General features: G+C 45.6%; 11 protein-coding genes and 1 tRNA gene. 5 read left to right on the top strand and 7 right to left on the bottom strand.

Annotated elements, in window-relative coordinates:
* Positions 1–54: 54 nt before the first annotated feature.
* The 3 genes from T538_RS0101925 to T538_RS0101915 all read left to right on the top strand — a co-directional run bounded on the left by T538_RS0101925 (position 55) and on the right by T538_RS0101915 (position 2,996).
* On the top strand, positions 55–915 hold the full coding sequence (locus tag T538_RS0101925) for an AraC family transcriptional regulator (protein ID WP_031531814.1): 861 nt from the start codon (positions 55–57) through the stop codon (positions 913–915).
* A 17-nt stretch (positions 916–932) separates the two neighbouring features.
* Positions 933–1,814, top strand: a complete 882-nt coding sequence (locus T538_RS0101920) for a DUF4253 domain-containing protein (protein ID WP_081834824.1) — start codon at positions 933–935, stop codon at positions 1,812–1,814.
* A 348-nt stretch (positions 1,815–2,162) separates the two neighbouring features.
* Positions 2,163–2,996: a DUF4253 domain-containing protein gene (locus T538_RS0101915; protein ID WP_197025736.1), complete on the top strand. Its 834-nt coding sequence runs from the start codon at positions 2,163–2,165 to the stop codon at positions 2,994–2,996.
* Between the two features lie 314 nt (positions 2,997–3,310).
* Here T538_RS0101915 and T538_RS0101905 read toward each other — a convergent pair.
* A tRNA-Ser gene (locus tag T538_RS0101905) sits at positions 3,311–3,395 on the bottom strand.
* A gap of 203 nt (positions 3,396–3,598) precedes the next feature.
* The gene (locus tag T538_RS0101900) at positions 3,599–4,834 is read right to left on the bottom strand and encodes a DUF4861 family protein (protein WP_031531809.1); all 1,236 of its coding nucleotides are present in this window, start codon (positions 4,832–4,834) and stop codon (positions 3,599–3,601) included.
* 400 nt (positions 4,835–5,234) lie between these two features.
* On the opposite strand from T538_RS0101900, the gene T538_RS0101895 reads away from it, so the two are divergent.
* Positions 5,235–7,706 (top strand): pectinesterase, encoded by a 2,472-nt coding sequence (locus tag T538_RS0101895; RefSeq protein ID WP_155992951.1) that lies wholly within the window; start codon positions 5,235–5,237, stop codon positions 7,704–7,706.
* Positions 7,707–7,817: 111 nt separating this feature from the next.
* Positions 7,818–9,482, top strand: a complete 1,665-nt coding sequence (locus tag T538_RS0101890; RefSeq protein ID WP_031531807.1) for a hypothetical protein — start codon at positions 7,818–7,820, stop codon at positions 9,480–9,482.
* A gap of 160 nt (positions 9,483–9,642) precedes the next feature.
* Here T538_RS0101890 and T538_RS0101885 read toward each other — a convergent pair whose 3' ends face one another.
* From T538_RS0101885 to infC, 5 genes are all read right to left on the bottom strand, one after another.
* Entirely contained in the window at positions 9,643–11,328 is a 1,686-nt protein-coding gene (locus T538_RS0101885; protein WP_051655813.1) for a pectate lyase family protein, read from the bottom strand.
* Positions 11,329–11,371: 43 nt separating this feature from the next.
* The gene (gene xyl3A / locus T538_RS0101880; protein WP_031531805.1) at positions 11,372–13,978 is read right to left on the bottom strand and encodes a xylan 1,4-beta-xylosidase; all 2,607 of its coding nucleotides are present in this window, start codon (positions 13,976–13,978) and stop codon (positions 11,372–11,374) included.
* 423 nt (positions 13,979–14,401) lie between these two features.
* Positions 14,402–14,746 (bottom strand): 50S ribosomal protein L20, encoded by a 345-nt coding sequence (gene rplT / locus T538_RS0101875; RefSeq protein WP_031531804.1) that lies wholly within the window; start codon positions 14,744–14,746, stop codon positions 14,402–14,404.
* Positions 14,747–14,849: 103 nt separating this feature from the next.
* Positions 14,850–15,047 (bottom strand): 50S ribosomal protein L35, encoded by a 198-nt coding sequence (gene rpmI, locus T538_RS0101870; RefSeq protein ID WP_031531803.1) that lies wholly within the window; start codon positions 15,045–15,047, stop codon positions 14,850–14,852.
* A gap of 80 nt (positions 15,048–15,127) precedes the next feature.
* A complete protein-coding gene (gene infC, locus T538_RS0101865) occupies positions 15,128–15,778 on the bottom strand; it encodes a translation initiation factor IF-3 (RefSeq protein ID WP_031531802.1) in 651 nt (216 codons plus the stop codon).
* Positions 15,779–15,837: the final 59 nt, after the last annotated feature.

Below are 15,837 nucleotides of genomic sequence, written 5' to 3'. Positions count from 1 at the left end.
GATATTTTGTCTTTTTTTGTTTCTTTGCAGAAGTTTTCACAAATAAACAAAAAAATGAATATTCCTGTCGAACGGCTTCACTTGCTTGCCCTCAACGCCGGATGCTGCTACCACAACGGCGACTGGAACTGGACAAATGTGCGAAGTCCCTTCCTCCGCCTCTATTACGTTACCGAGGGCACAGCCGAAGTTGAACTGCCTTCGGGCAGATTCAGGCTCACACCGCATCATCTTTACATGATTCCGGCATACACGGTTCACAACTGCTTCTGCAATTCGCATTTCGTACATTACTACATTCATATTTTCGAAGATATACAGAACGAGCCAGCCATTCTGGAGGACTTGGAAATGCCCGTAGAGGTCGAGGCTCAGCCCGGCGACCTCGAACTGATTAAGCGGCTGTGCGATATAAATCCGGAGTTGAAGATTCCGGCATCCAACCCGAACACCTACGACAATCATCAGACTCTCGTAGACAATTATCTGAAGAATCAGCAGAGCGCGTTTCACAAAAAAGTTGAGTCGCACGGCATCATGATAATCCTTCTGTCGCGCTTTCTCAGACTGGCGAGTGCAAAGAGCGAGGTCAAGGACAATCGCATTCAGCAGACGCTTACCTACATCCGCAAAAACATCGGTCAGACCATAGATTTCGACCATCTTGCCAGCATGGCTTGCATGTCGAAGGGGCATTTCTTCCGCACGTTCAGAGAGCACACCGGCGAGACACCCAACCAGTTCGTAACCAAGCGCAAACTCGAACTTGCCGAACTTGCGCTGGTAACAACAAACAAGCCGATAAAGAACATCGCCACATCGCTCGGCTACGAAGATTATTCGTACTTTATCCGCGCGTTCAGAAAAAACGTCGGCGTAACGCCACAACAATACAGAGAAAATTATTTTAAATAATTAAAAGACAAACCTTTATGACTAATTTTAACTTTAAAGCGAACTTTACTCTATGCGCCATTTTGGTCGCATCAACAACCTTACAGTCTTGCAAAAACTCGAACAACACTCAGATTCTCACAGACGAACTCATCAAGAAAGAGATAATGAAAAACGATTCGGAGAAAGACAACACCGAACTGGTTGCGAAATTCAAGGAAATAGCCGACTGCAAATGCACTTACTATCCTCCAACATCGGGAAGCGAGTTTTTGCGCCATTACAACAACGCCATTGCACGAGGAAAGAAAGAAGGATTCGTGCCATTGCTTATATATGCAAACGACATACTATACACGGCTATCAGTTCTGAATTAGGCTTGGAGGATGAAAACAAGATTGATATTCAGACAATACGTTCGACACGCAAAAAATTGATAGCCGAAGCATCTGTCGAAGAGGGAAAGAAATGGCTACAGAAAGAGTTGAAAGACCTTAAAGACGATTCATACAATGAGATTTTGGGCGAACCGGTAAACGACCAGCAAGGAATGAAAGAACTATCTATTTTCAGCCAAGAGAAAACTCCTCCAATGCTCATCGTTGAAGTTCCGGTGAAAGAACCTTGGCAAGTAATAGCATGGTTCCCATTTGGCAACTGGAATGCATGCCCAGAGAAGAAGGATTTTGTAAACGTATGCAAATATTGGTACGAGAAATATGGCGCAGTCCCTTCGCTTATCACCTACGACACTCTTGAGATGACCGTTTCTAAGCCTGTAAGCAACAATCAAAGCCTCGAACTTGCCGAAGAACAATACGCGTTCTGCACAGACATTGTTTCTCAAGGAGTAGGCTATGTAAATACCTTGGCTGATTGTCTGCGCAAATCAACCGTATGGTATTTCTGGTGGGACTAAACCGAATTTCCACATTAACAGCGTCCGAATCATTGAAAGCACATTGGTTCGGACGTTTCGACAACAAAGAGAGAATCATTTCAAAAATAATCAACATTAAAACCAAACATTATGGAAAAAGACAGATATATCACTTTCATAATTTCTGCAACAATAGTACTTGCTATAAAATTCTTAGTATATGGCAAATTTATTTGCGTGAGCAACCTTCCTATCGCACTAACAATAATAATATTTGTTGTCATTTTAATAGGCGTTATATATAACAAAGCCGGCAACGAAAATGAGTTTTCCTTAAAAGAAGAAGACGAAAAACAAGATGAATCGGAAAAACTGATAGATTTGATTATGTTTGGCCCTGACGAAAAGGAAGAACGGGAATTCAGAAAGAACAACCCTTACGTTAAAGAACTGAAAGCCAAAGAAGCTGAAGCCGAAAAACAATTGTTCGACAAATTCAGAATACTGGCCGACTGTCCTTGCACATTCTTCGGACTCAACATGGCCGACGAGATAGAAAAGACTTACCACGAGGCACTTGAACGCGGCAAAAAGGAAGGGTTCGTTCCTATTATTGTCTTTATAAGCGACATTCTGTACGACGAGATTATGAAAGAATTCAACATCGTAACAGGAGAAGAAATAAGCATGAAGTACATCAATTCCAAGCGCAGGGAACTTATAGAGAAGGCATCGGTTAGCGAAGGCAAAAAATGGCTCGAATACACGCTGCAAAAAAAATGGAACGAATACGGTGGTTCGTACAGATACAACGAACTTCTGGGCAAGCCGTCAAACCAAGGCTACGAACTGCACGACTTGTGCCTCGACGACTACAACAGTTCTGATGCTGCAATTCTGGCAGAGATTCCAGTAAGTGAGCCGTGGCAGGCTCTCGCATGGTTTTCGTTTGGCGGATGGAACGACTGCCCCAGCAAAAAAGCCTTTGTCAGCGTTGGCAAATACTGGTTTAAGCAATACGGAGCCGCGCCGGCATTCATCACATACAACACTATCGAGATGACTGCTCCGCAGCCTGTCGAAGGAACACAGAGCCTGCACCTTGCCAAAGAACAGCACACCTTCTGCCCCGACATTCTTGCACAGACAGGACTCAGCACTATCAACGACTTGGCCGACAGTCTGCGCAAATCAACCGTATGGCATTTCTGGTGGAACTGATGTTATATCGCATAGAAGGCGGTAAAGAGAGCCTATCTCTGCCAACCTTCTACGCAATAGACTTTCTCAAAAAACTTGCGCTCCAGCTTCATTGTAGCGTCCCTGTGCCAGACTTCTATTCAAACAAGAAATCTGCCCCAATCGCTTCGTCTTTTCTAATATGGAATAGGATGAAACATGGCAGAAAGAACACAAACAAAAGCACGGTAAGCAGAAGCCAGAATCAGACAACGATTTCTTTCAATTTAAAGTAAGTTTTTAGAAAAAAGAAAAGCGTCAATTCTCTTAAAGAACTAACGCTTAACACTTTTTTGCGGAGAGGGAGGGATTCGAACCCCCGGAACGTCGCCGTTCGGCGGTTTTCAAGACCGCTGTAATCGACCACTCTACCACCTCTCCAAACTTCATTGAGAAGTACTCTTCTTTCGAAAAGCGATGCAAAGATACAACTTTTTCCAATACCTACAAACATTTTGTAAAGTTTTTTATCAGAAAAATTCCTTCTCTCCCCCAAAAAACAATCTCACAAAACAAAAAAAAATCCTGCAAACGCATGATATTCTCGCACTTGCAGGATTCGTATAAACTATCAAAATGAAAAATTATTTCAACGTTATAATGATTGGCTTCTTAACCTTGGCGGCAAAGTCGCGCACAAAGTTGTTCCACACCTCGAGGGTTGGGAATCCAAACTTTGTCCAGCCTGCCCCCCAATAATATGTGTATGCAGCCGAGCCATTTATTGTGCTGAAGGCTGCCACATGGCCAACACCGCCCTGCGATTCGGCAACGGCAAGCATCTGAGGCTCAATCTTCATCGGAGTCTGTGGGAACATTGCGGCAACGAAAATCTTACCGTTATTGTTCTGCGGATTGCAAGTCAAATCCTCGTAAGTCATGTACGACTTGTCGGCTGCAATGCCATATCTTGTAGTGTTGTCCCTGTGCATAACCAAGCCCGTAATTACGCTTGCCGCCTTGCCAAGTCCGGTGTACGAGATAGTCGTTTTGTTAAACTGGCTGTTGCGGTCTAACTGAATAGTGCGAGTCTCGGTAACAACGCTTCCGTTTACCGTAACTGGGTTCATAACAACCTGAAATGTGAGGCGGAGAGGTCCGTTGTCGAGAATCTTAAAACTCTTGTAGTAGCCAGAGAAAAGAATTCTGCCGGCATTGTCAACGAGAGCCGTTCCGGCACATCCGAGCGATGCGCCAACGCTGTAGCAGTCCATTCCGTTTCCGTGGTCGTGCTCAAGGTCGAACGATGCGGCATACTGCTCGCCCACCAGTCCGTCTATGGCAGATAGCGTGCGCACCTTGTTTCGGTTATCGTCGCTCAGAACGTTCGACATGCGGGCATCAACCACCAGTTCTGGCACACGCTTCAGCCACACGTCGTTGCCCCACTCGCTCAATCCAATGCGGCTGTTGTTCGGGCCGTAAAGACGATAAGCCATCTTGTCGTTCTCCCAAACCACATCGCCCTGATGCTTTGTGTACTGCGATACAAACACAGCCTGCTCTGGCGCAGGAACGCCCGATGCCAAGCGGATTGTGTACACCGCGCGAGTTCCGGCTCCCACGTTTGCCGGGAAGATAAGTTTGCGGTCGTAAGTTATCTGAGTAGGAACCTCTTTGTGAAAGGCATCCATCACCGATATGCGGTCGCCCGCCTTCAGTCCGAGAGTTGCGCTAATGCGTTCAAGAGGAATTTCAACAATCTCATTCTCGCGAATCATACTGACATTGTTCTGCATTTCAACAATCACATCCTTGGCTTCGACAGAACAAACCATGAACATGGCAGAAACAAAAAGAAATAATTTTCTTACTTTCATGTTATAATCTTTCAGTTGAGGTGCAAAAATAGACAAAAAAAATGACTTTCGGCGCGGCATGCGCTAAAAATCTGTCATTTAAATGATTCGTCCAAAGGATTTTCCGCCAGATTTTCAGAAAGATTGAGTATCAGAAAGGGCATAAAACGAAAAAAGGGTGCACGCCTGCACCCAACCTTGTTAACCTTAAATCTAATACTATGAAAAACACATTGCAAAGATAAGGGTTTCTTTTTTAATTCCAAATATTCCGGCAAAAAAATTGATTTAAAATGCAAAAAAAATTCTCTTTCTCGGAAAAAGAAACAAAATTCATGTCATTTTGTAAAAAACAAATTCCGAAACAGCACTTTTATATTAAACATTTCTTGTATATTTGTTGCATTAAAGACAAGATGTGATGAAACAAGGACTTTTGACATTCTTAACCATTTTTGTCTTTTGCCTGAATGCCACGGCGCAGCAAAAGTTCATGTACCAAGGTAAAACCCTTACCACGGGCATGAGCGTGTATCTTGTAGATCCAAGCAGAACGCCTATCGAGATTGAGCACGTATACAACAACGTAAACGATGCCATTAAGTCAGCCCAGAACCGGAAAATAAGAGAACTGGGCACGATTGACATATACATAACCCCAAACGTTTACTGGATTGACGACCCCGACGACCCTTCGATAAGGAAAAGCAGCACAATGTCGATGCCTGCCGTTGGCATGAAGGTTAATCTGAGCAAGGTTAGACTCATCGGGCTGAGTGCCGACCCTCACAACGTAGTTCTGGCAAGCAACCGCGGAAACGGCTTCGGAGCAAACAAAAACTTCTGTATGTTCTACTGGATTGGCGAAGACGTTACTGCCGAGAACATCACCTTCGGAAACTACTGCTCTACCGACCTCGTCTACCAACTCAAGCCCGAACTGAGCCGCAAAAGGCGCACCAACACCAACGTTCAGGCATCCATCGGAATAGCAATGGGCGACAGATTCTACTTTAAGAACTGCCGCTTCATCGGAAGGGCACACATGTCGCCTTTCGTAGGCGCATATCGCACGCTCTACGAAAACTGCGAAATGGAATGTAGCGAGAACGGCCTGAACAGCATGGCGGTCTACGAAAACTGCAAGATTAGCCTTTACAGCAACAAGCCTCTGCACAGCACCATCAGTTCGGGCGTGGTGTTCCTTAACTGTACGTTCTACGCCGTAATGAGAGAACAGTACATAACGCGCTCGGGCGGCTCGGTGGTGATGGTAGACTGCCATTGGGACAACATAAGCGTAAAGCCTACATACCGATGGGCTCTGAAGCCGATAACAGACCAGCGCAACTACATATTCAACGTTACGGGAAACGACAACAAGAACATAGAATGGCAGAAGGAAGAGCCGTGGTTTACGATAGACATGACGGGCAAGAAGATTCTTTCGGCATTCAAGAACCCTAACGGAACGTACAACGTCTACAACCTCATCTCGGGCGACGACGGCTGGAATCCGCAGATGAAGAACTATCTCGCCGTACATCACGAGCCGTCGATGATTGTGGCTTCGCAGCGCAACATCACCATCGAGAGCGAGGTTGACGAGTACACTCTTACAACCCACCAGTACTACTACGGAAACAACGAGAAGCCCGAAAATCCGTACAAGGTAACGTGGTGCGTCGACAACAAGGAGAAAGCCAAACTGGTAAGCCTTCGCCCCAACGAGGACGGCAGCAAGTGCGTTGTCAAAGGCATCTCTACCGACGACCAACCGCACACGGTTATAGTAACAGCAAGAACATCGAGCGGACTCGAGACGGCTTGCCGCGTAAACCTCATTCCAAAACAACTTCCTCCGCCTGCTATAATCGGCACGCCTTCGATAATACAGAACGGAAGCGAACTCAACCTACTGTACGCACTAAAGATGGACGACAATCTGCGCGACATGTCGGTTATAGACTGGTACCGTTGCCGCCGCGATGCCAACGGCAACCCCGACACCACAAAATGGTACAAAATAAGATGTTCGCGAAAAGAACCTCTGAAAAATTACAACATAACCGAAGAAGACAACGGCTGCTACATAATGGCTACCATTGCCACAAAACACCAAAGGTGCGAGGCTAACGAAAATATTGTAAAGGTTGTAACACAATCGCCTATCAGTTGCGCCGAAAAGATGCTGTCGCTAAGTACCGATTTTAGCGACATACCGGGAACAACCCAGCCGGATATCGCCGCCGGATTGTGGACTTTTACCATCAACAAGCCCGAGGACACAAACGAGTACAAATGGGCTTTCGAGAAGAAGGACGACGATGTGTACAGTTACGAATACGGAATTGACGGCGCGGCAGACATCATAGGCTTCAATCAGGCGCATCGCGGCGCACGAATGATGTACACGCCTATGGATGGCAAATACTCCGAAATGGACGTTACAATGGAGGTCGCACCATGCAAGAATGCAGGGCAGGGCTTCTCCGGAACAAGCATGCAGTATATGGACGTTTACATAAAGTTCGACCCAGCCACACAGACTGGCTACGGACTGAGGATTATGCGTACAAAGAGGTTCAACTCGGCAGTAGACTTCCAGTTGATGCACTTTAGCAACGGCATGGCCGAAGAACTTGGCGCGCCTGTATCTGCAACGGGATTCCGCACAGGATGCACCATCAGTCTGAAGATAAAGGGCAAGATTTTCACGGCATCGGTAACCAACAATACCGCCGGCGACCCTCAGGACAAGGGCTTGCCCGTAAATGCCGAACTTTCAGCCACCATAAAGCCTAACAAATTCGGCGGATTTGGCATTCAGCACACGGGAACGGTAGCCAACGGCAGTTGCATAATCCGCAATCTTAAACTCGACTGGAGATAAGGCAGAAATTTATGCTATTTGCAGGCAATACGGATTTTTCTGTAGAAGAAGCAAGTTGTTGGTGTGATTTTATCGAATTATTGAAAACAAACTTAGCCAAAGAAATTCATCATGGCAAACATACAAAAAAATGAAATCAAGAAGATGGTTTGCAAGCGTCTTGACGCTGAACTGAAACCACTCGGATGGAAAGTGTATAAGAGTGGATATTTTCCTGTCTATTCGCTTGATATAGGATATTTTAAGATATCCTTCGACTTCATAGTTCCCCATGTATCTTTTCATGGCGGAATTTACAATCTTAAATTTTCAAGGATAGATATAACTATCAAGGAAATTGAATCGTACATCTCAGAATGTATAGGAGAAACATTACTCTGTGGTAATTCAAATATGGGGAACATTGATGTCAAAACCAATAGGTATCGTAGAACTCTTTTTGACAAGACCGACTTGACAAAGTATGATGATTTTGTTATCGAAACCGAAGATGATGCAAATATGGTTGTTGATTACTTCTTGGACTATCTTTTTGGTACAGCAAAGAAGTTTGTTGAAACCTATTTGTATCTTCCGAATATTGTCCGAAAAATTGACGACTTTATTCAAAATAAAATCTCATGGATGTGGAACTACGATGAGGGTGATATTGAATTATTTGGCAGTTATGACGGATACTTCAGAGGACTGATTATATCAAAACTTTGCAACGACCCTTTATATGAAGATAAGTTACAGTTTGTAGAAACAGAACTTATCGAAGATGAAAAAGAAGAAGAACATTATGGATGCGAAAATTTCCGTCGTGATTTTGAAAGAATGAAGGAAATACTTCCAACCATCGAGCCAAAATATAGCATGGACTCACCAAACGAAGAGGCAGAGATGGAGAAAATAAAAGCAATGGTTGCGAAAAATTTCACGCCAATATCTGCTCCAACAGAGAGGTCTAAAAAGAAGACGGAAAGGACATTTGTGCCAACTCCACCAGAGCTGGTAAACAAGGAACTTTTGGCTTTACTTGGTGGCGCGCAGGGTGAGAAGGAAAGTCTGCTAAGCCGTATAAAATCAATCTTTGGCAACAAGGCTGAAGAGAAGGTTTCGCCACAAAAGCAAACCTTAGAGATTGTAGGCTGCTATCTCGATGCCAGCCTCCGCAGCCACGGCTTCTGCAACGTGCATCGCGATAAAAACGTGTTCTACTACACACGTCCTACCGATGTTGGCAACCTCATTTTCTCGTTTACGGTCGGCGACAACGGTCGGCTCTGCATCAATCCGCCAAGCATCCGCCTCGACAAGGTCGAAGAATGGATGCAAAAGCTCTTCTACCCTTTCAAGCCCGGCAATTTCGGCTGTTTCGGAACATTCACTCTGCAACTGCCAAAGCCGCTTGACGAACTTAACGACGTTGTCAAGGCTTCTGCAACCGACGAGAATATAAAGCAGCTCTGCCTTGCCACATGGCAGTTTATCGAAGACAAGTTCGACGACTTTGCAGAGAACTATTCGTCTCCGCAATATTTGTGGGAAAGGCTTTGCGCCTATTCAAAGAAATCAATAAGTTGGGAGCGCCTTCTCTTTGGCGTGACTCCTCCCGAGCGAGTTTTGCGCGGCATCGTTTTCATAAAGCTGTGTAACGACAACGACTTCGAGGACAAGTTCGACTATGTTGAAACAATTTTCAAGAAAAAAGCAAATGACTTTCTTCCAGCCTTAGAGGAAATAAAATCTCTCTTGCACGAAATGAAAAAGGAATACGAAGTTTGCTGCTGACCCTTCGGGATGCCTTCGGGTTTCGTTCGATTTTTCAGCATCGTAGATTAGCGACAAAAACTTAGCATAGACAAATAGCGCAAAAGTTTCTTGCAAAAAATCCCTTCTTTCTCCTTTTGTCGGAAAAAAGAAGGGATTTTTCATATTCAAGCGAAAATAATCAGTCAACCAAGACTTTTTCGCCGCCGATTACATAAACACCCTTTGGCAGATTCATAGCCTCGTTGCGGCTTACGTTTTTCTTCAGCAGTAAGCCGTTGCGCGAATAAACATCAACACATTCAGCCTTAATCACACTTTTGCTTACCGAAGACACATCGGTAGTCTGCTCGCCTTGACGGATGCCGTCAGCCACGCCATCGGCAACCTCGTTTGCCATAATGTCGGCAACGATGCTGTTCATGTAGACTTCGAGCATCGTGTAGCCCTCGGCATTGGTTGTATTTCTGTCCGAAGCATCGTTCGGGTTCAAGCCGTTTGCCTGTTCCCATACGTCGGGCATTCCGTCGCCATCGGCATCTGCCGGACATTCCTTGCTTTCAAGAGTTGGCCACGCGCTCCAATCGGCTGGTGCATCGGCAGGCTTGTTATCCTCTTGCGAGTCGATGATTCCCGGCACTTTTGAGCCGTTAGTACCTGTATATGTGGCAACGGCATCGCGAGTGTCGCTCACCATCAAAGCGTCGTGACTGTCGCGCGCGAGCGATGCTCCAGCATACTGAAGCACCTTTTCGTAAGCCTTCTCGGCTGTGTGAGTGGTAACGAAATAGTACGGAATAGGCTCGCTTAGTCTTATCGAATCCTTAACATAACTGTCGTAAGTGCCGTCGTTGCCCGACGCATCAATCTGATTATACATTCCGTAAGTCCAGTTGTCGCCTGTCACATCGCTGAAATTCGGATTAACGTTGCCATCAACATAATACTTGCCCCACACATGCCACATTGGCAGCCAGTCGTTACCCGTAACCGTTCCGTCGGCATTTTCAACTCGCTTGCAATATTCCGTAGTTCTGATATTTACCGATGCTATGCGCCGCTGAATTGTTGAATTTCGCGTAGCCGTTCCGGGACCCGGCTTGTAATAATTGTTTACGATGTTCACTTTCATGCCCTCGCCACCATAGCAGCCGTTTCCGGCCCAGTTGTAGAACACATTGTTGCGAAGGTCTAGACGCTCGTCGGTCTGAGTAGAGGCACGCGGACCAAGGCGAGGCACGCGACTTGCATGATGCGCCATCAGATTGTGGTGATACGTTGCACCTGCGCCGCCCCAGTTTCCGCCGTAGCCGTGCGCACCCTTTGAGTGTCCGCTGTTGTTCATGCTCTGCGACACGATGCACCATTGTACCGTTGTGTTGTGGTTTCCGTAGATTGAAAGGCACTCGTCAACACTCCAACTAACCGAACAATGGTCTACAATGATGTTTTTCTGATCCATCGCGCCAAGTCCGTCGCCTTCGTGCTTGTCAACATTCTTGTTTCCAAGGCGGAAGCGCATGAATCGGATAATAACGTTGCTCGCCTTTATTGTAAACGGATAGTCGGCAATGCAGATGCCATCGCCCGGCGCTGTCTGACCGGCAACCGTTACGTTGCCATATTTCAAATCCATTGCCGACGTCAGATGAATCGTTCCGCTTACATCAAACACGATAGTCCGCTTTTCGTTTCGGTTCAACGCCCATCTCAGCGTGCCCTTCGTGTTTGTATCTTCGAGCGATGTAACGTGGTAAACCGCTCCGCCACGGCCTCCCGTGGTGTATCTTCCGAAGCCCTCAGCCCCCGGAAAAGCAGGCAAGTCTTCAGCACCTGCCATCAAAAATGAGGTGCTGAAGACTGCCATAAATAATGTTTTTAGTGACAAAAGTTTCATGATTTTTTGTTTGTTATTTGGTAATTGTAAACTTATGCGTTTTCAGAGCCTTGCTGTCCGAACTGTTTCCGAGCATTAGGTGATATGTTCCCGGAACAATTGTCATGCAGTTCACTTCCTCGTTCCACCACTCGAGTTCTTTTTTTCCGAGAGTGATGCTAACGTTCTTCTTCTCGCCGGCTTTCAGTTCAACGCGCTTGAATCCGCGCAGAGCTTTCAAAGGACCAGTCTCATCGCCTTCCTTGCGGAGATAAATCTGACAGACTTCTGCACCGTCCATCTTTCCGGTATTGTGAACACTGAACGAAACAGTAAGCGAATCTTCCTTGCCAATCTTGCTTGACGAAAGTTTTGCAGCACCAATCTTGAATGTGGTATAGCTCAATCCGTAGCCGAATGGGAACAACGGCTCTTCCTTCATGTAGCGATAAGTACGGTTCTGCATTCGATAATCCTCAAAATCTGGAAGTTGACTTACGTTTTTATAGAATGTAACAGGCAGTTTTCCCGAAGGATTGTATTCTCCAAAGAGGACATCGGCAACCGCCTCGCCGCCTTCCTGTCCCGGATACCAAGCCTGCAAAATAGCGTCGCATGTCTCCAACTCCGGAATCAGTCCGATTGGCGAGCCAGAGCAGTTTACATAAACAATCTTCTTGCCAGCCTTCTTCAATGCAGCAAGAGTCTCGCGCTGAATCTTCGGAAGTTCGATGTCTGTTCTGTCGCCTCTCTTGAATCCCGGAATATTCACACCCATCTCCTCACCTTCGAGACGTGGAGAGATTCCACCTATATATATAACAACTTCGGCATCCTTAACCTTATCAACCACGCTTTCGATAGAAACATTCTTCTTGTAACCAAGGTCGAAGTTCAACTGAGCATCAGTACGAGTATATGCAAAATCGAGTTGAATGTCATAAGTTTTTCCTGCCTTTGCCTGAAAACTGCAAACCAACGGACGACCGCCGTGCGTATTCGAATATTTCTTCAATTCCTTGCCGTTAACCAAAACGCGACCTGCGCCGTAAACATAACTGTCGATAACAATCTCGCCGTCCTTTTCAGGCTTCAGCGTTCCGACATACTTGGCCGAGAAATCCGTCAGATTTACTCCCGGAGCAAATACCGTTGCACCCGATGTGCAGAGTTGGAAAGGCGTTGTCATCTGCATCGTTGCAACAGGCTCGCCTTCCTGCTTAAGATTGTTCCAATAATATGCCGTAAAGCCTTTCTTTCCGTTAGATGTGCATTGGTTAAACACGCTGAACACCAACTCGTTGTCGGTACAAGTCGAGCCTTGTTCATAAACCACATCGGTTATTGCCGATACAATATTCTTGATGCCATCGAGCATCGTAATTGTGTGACGCGGCATACCGTTGTAGTTTCCCCACATCATAACCGAATCGTTGGCATTAGGACCAACAACGGCAATCTTCTTCAGATTCTTTGGCAACGGAAGCGTATTGTTCTTGTTCAAAAGCAGAGTCATGCACTGGTGCGCCATCTCGTTGGCAACAGCCTTGTGCTCATCCGATGCAACGACAGAATAAGGAATGTTATTCCACGGGTTGCACTCAAACGGATCCATCTCGCCAATATCGAAACGGTCGCGCATAAGTCGGGTTACGCAAACATCAACCTCCTTCTCGCTTACATAGCCTTTCTGCACACTCTCAACAAGAGCCTTATAACTCGAGCCACAGTCCAAGTCTGTTCCATGACGCACGGCAGAAGCCGAACCTTGCGCAGCATCAGGAAACACATGATGCGAACCCTCGTTATAGAAGTCGGCAACCGCACCACAATCGGCAACGATGATGCCCTTGTACCCCCAGTCGTTTCTCAAAATCTGAACCTCAAGCTTGTTGTTTCCGCAACAAGGAGAGCCTTCGAAACGATTGTAGGCACACATAACCTCACGCACGCCACCTTCTTTTACAAGAGTCTCGAAAGCAGGCAGATAAGTCTCGTACAAGTCGCGCGCAGGCAGATTCTGGATATCGAACGAATGTCTGTTCCACTCCGGTCCTGAATGAACAGCAAGATGCTTTGCGCAAGCATGAAGTTTGTCGTATCCACCTTTCTTATATCCCTGAAGTCCCTTCACAACCTGAAGTCCCATCATGCTTGTCAGATATGGGTCTTCGCCGTATGTCTCGATGCCTCTACCCCAGCGAGGGTCGCGAAAAATATTTACAGTCGGAGTCCACATTGTTACACCCTGATATCTTTCACGACTTCCGCGACTTGCCTGATATGCGTACTTGGCGCGCGCCTCGTCGCTCACAGTTGTATAAACGCGATTAAGCAAATCGGGATTAAAAGAGGCCGCCATTCCGATAGGCTGCGGAAAAACGGTTGCCAGTCCGGCACGCGCCACTCCGTGCAGAGCCTCGTTCCACCAGCAATAACTCTTTATGCCAAGACGTTCAACAGCAGCCGAGTTATCCATCATAAGTCTCGCTTTTTCTTCGAGGGTCAGCCTTGAAACCAAGTCCTCCGCTCTTTCCCGCGAAGATAGTTGTCTGTCCTGATACGGGAACGTCTGCGCCCCCACAGGAACAGCGCCTAAAAAGACAATGCCAAATGCAAAAAATAGTTTTTTAAGATTCATCGTATATGTATTAAAGTATTTGCAAAGTAAAAAAGCTATGGCGATGCTAAGCATAACCATAGCTTATAGTAAAGCCGCACTGGTGATGTGATGAAATCTCCGAGTAAATACAAGATTTGAGGGCCCTACTTCCTTTGTAATCCGCTAACGTAGTGTACCCAAAAGGGGGGCGGCACGCCATCGGAAGAAGAAGCTGTCTCGGTTATTCATAAAAATTTGATGAGTTTCCCGATCTAGCCCAGCGCAGCTGTTTTTTCTGCTTCAATATTGTTGTTTATTGATAATGCAAATATAAGTATAATATTTCATAAAACCAAGAAAAGAGCAAAAGATTTTGCACATCACCCACATGCTTGCTAACATAAAAAACGGGATGACTCTAAAAGAATCATCCCGTTATATCTTAGCCCTTCGGGGCTTTGATTACTTAACCTTAGCTACGATAGCCTTGAAAGCCTCTGGGTTGTTAAGAGCGAGGTCAGCGAGAACCTTACGGTTGATCTCAATACCTGCCTTGTGAAGGCCACCCATCAACTGTGAGTATGACATTCCCTCAAGACGTGCAGCAGCGTTGATACGCTGAATCCACAATGCACGGAATGTACGCTTCTTGTTACGACGGTCGCGGAAAGCGTATGTAAGACCCTTCTCCCAAGTATTCTTGGCTACAGTCCAAACATTCTTTCTAGCACCAAAGTAACCTCTGGTAAGACCTAAAATTTTCTTTCTCTTTGCTCTTGATGCAACGTGATTAACTGATCTTGGCATAATTTAATTCTTTTTGAATGTTAGCGTCGCTCCTAATTATGAAACGAACTTGAGGCTAAACACTCGGTTAATAAAATTTTGTTAGTTAAAAAGTGAATTGAGATTACTTCAAGTTAAGAAGTAGGCGAACCTGATTCATGTCGCTTGTAACAACAAGACCTGAGTGGTCAAGGTTTCTCTTCTGCTTCTTAGTCTTCTTTGTCAAGATGTGACTGTGATAAGCATGCTGTCTCTTCACTTTACCTGATCCGGTAAGAACGAATCTTTTTTTAGCACCGGAGTTAGTCTTAACTTTTGGCATTTTTTTTAATTTAATTTTAATTATTAATAATGAATGGCAACGTATATACCAAACGTTACGCATTTTCTTTCTGTATTTGCTTAGAAGTCTTCACCCTCAACCTTTGGTCCGGTGTACTCCTTGCGTTCCTTCACCTTTGGAGCAGCCTTCTCTGCCTTTGGTGCGACAACATCAGTTGCCGGTTTGTCTGCCTGCTTCTTCTTTCCTGCATCTTTCTTAGGTGCAATAAAGAGAATCATCCTCTTACCCTCGAGAATAGGCATCTGCTCTACCTTTCCGTACTCTTCGAGGTCGTTTGCAAAACGAAGAAGAAGAACCTCGCCCTGCTCCTTAAAGAGGATTGAACGACCGCGGAAGAAAACATAAGCCTTGACCTTGTTACCTTCAGCCAAGAATTCCTGAGCATGCTTAAGCTTGAAGTTGTAGTCATGGTCGTCGGTCTGAGGCCCGAATCGGATTTCCTTAACTTCCATCTTCACCTGCTTAGCCTTCTGCTCCTTAGCCTTCTTCTTCAGTTGATAAAGGAACTTAGAATAATCAATCAACTTACAAACAGGTGGGTTAGCGTTTGGAGAGATCTCTACGAGGTCTACACCCTGCTGCTCTGCCATTTGGATTGCCTTGAAAGTAGGCACTACAACTGGCTCTGTATTATCGCCCACAATGCGGACTTCACGGACACGAATCTGTTCATTGATTCGATATTCCTGTTTTTTTTCGTCTTTCTTCATTAAATGGTTTTTGAACCTTAATTTGCTCTGTTATTAGTTAATCAATTATTTTGAGCTGC

It is taken from the genome of Bacteroides sp. Ga6A2, from assembly GCF_000702225.1.
Lineage (GTDB): Bacteria > Bacteroidota > Bacteroidia > Bacteroidales > Bacteroidaceae > Ga6A1.
The sequence above is the reverse complement of the archived record's forward strand: the minus strand, read 5'-3'. Positions and strand labels throughout refer to the sequence as shown.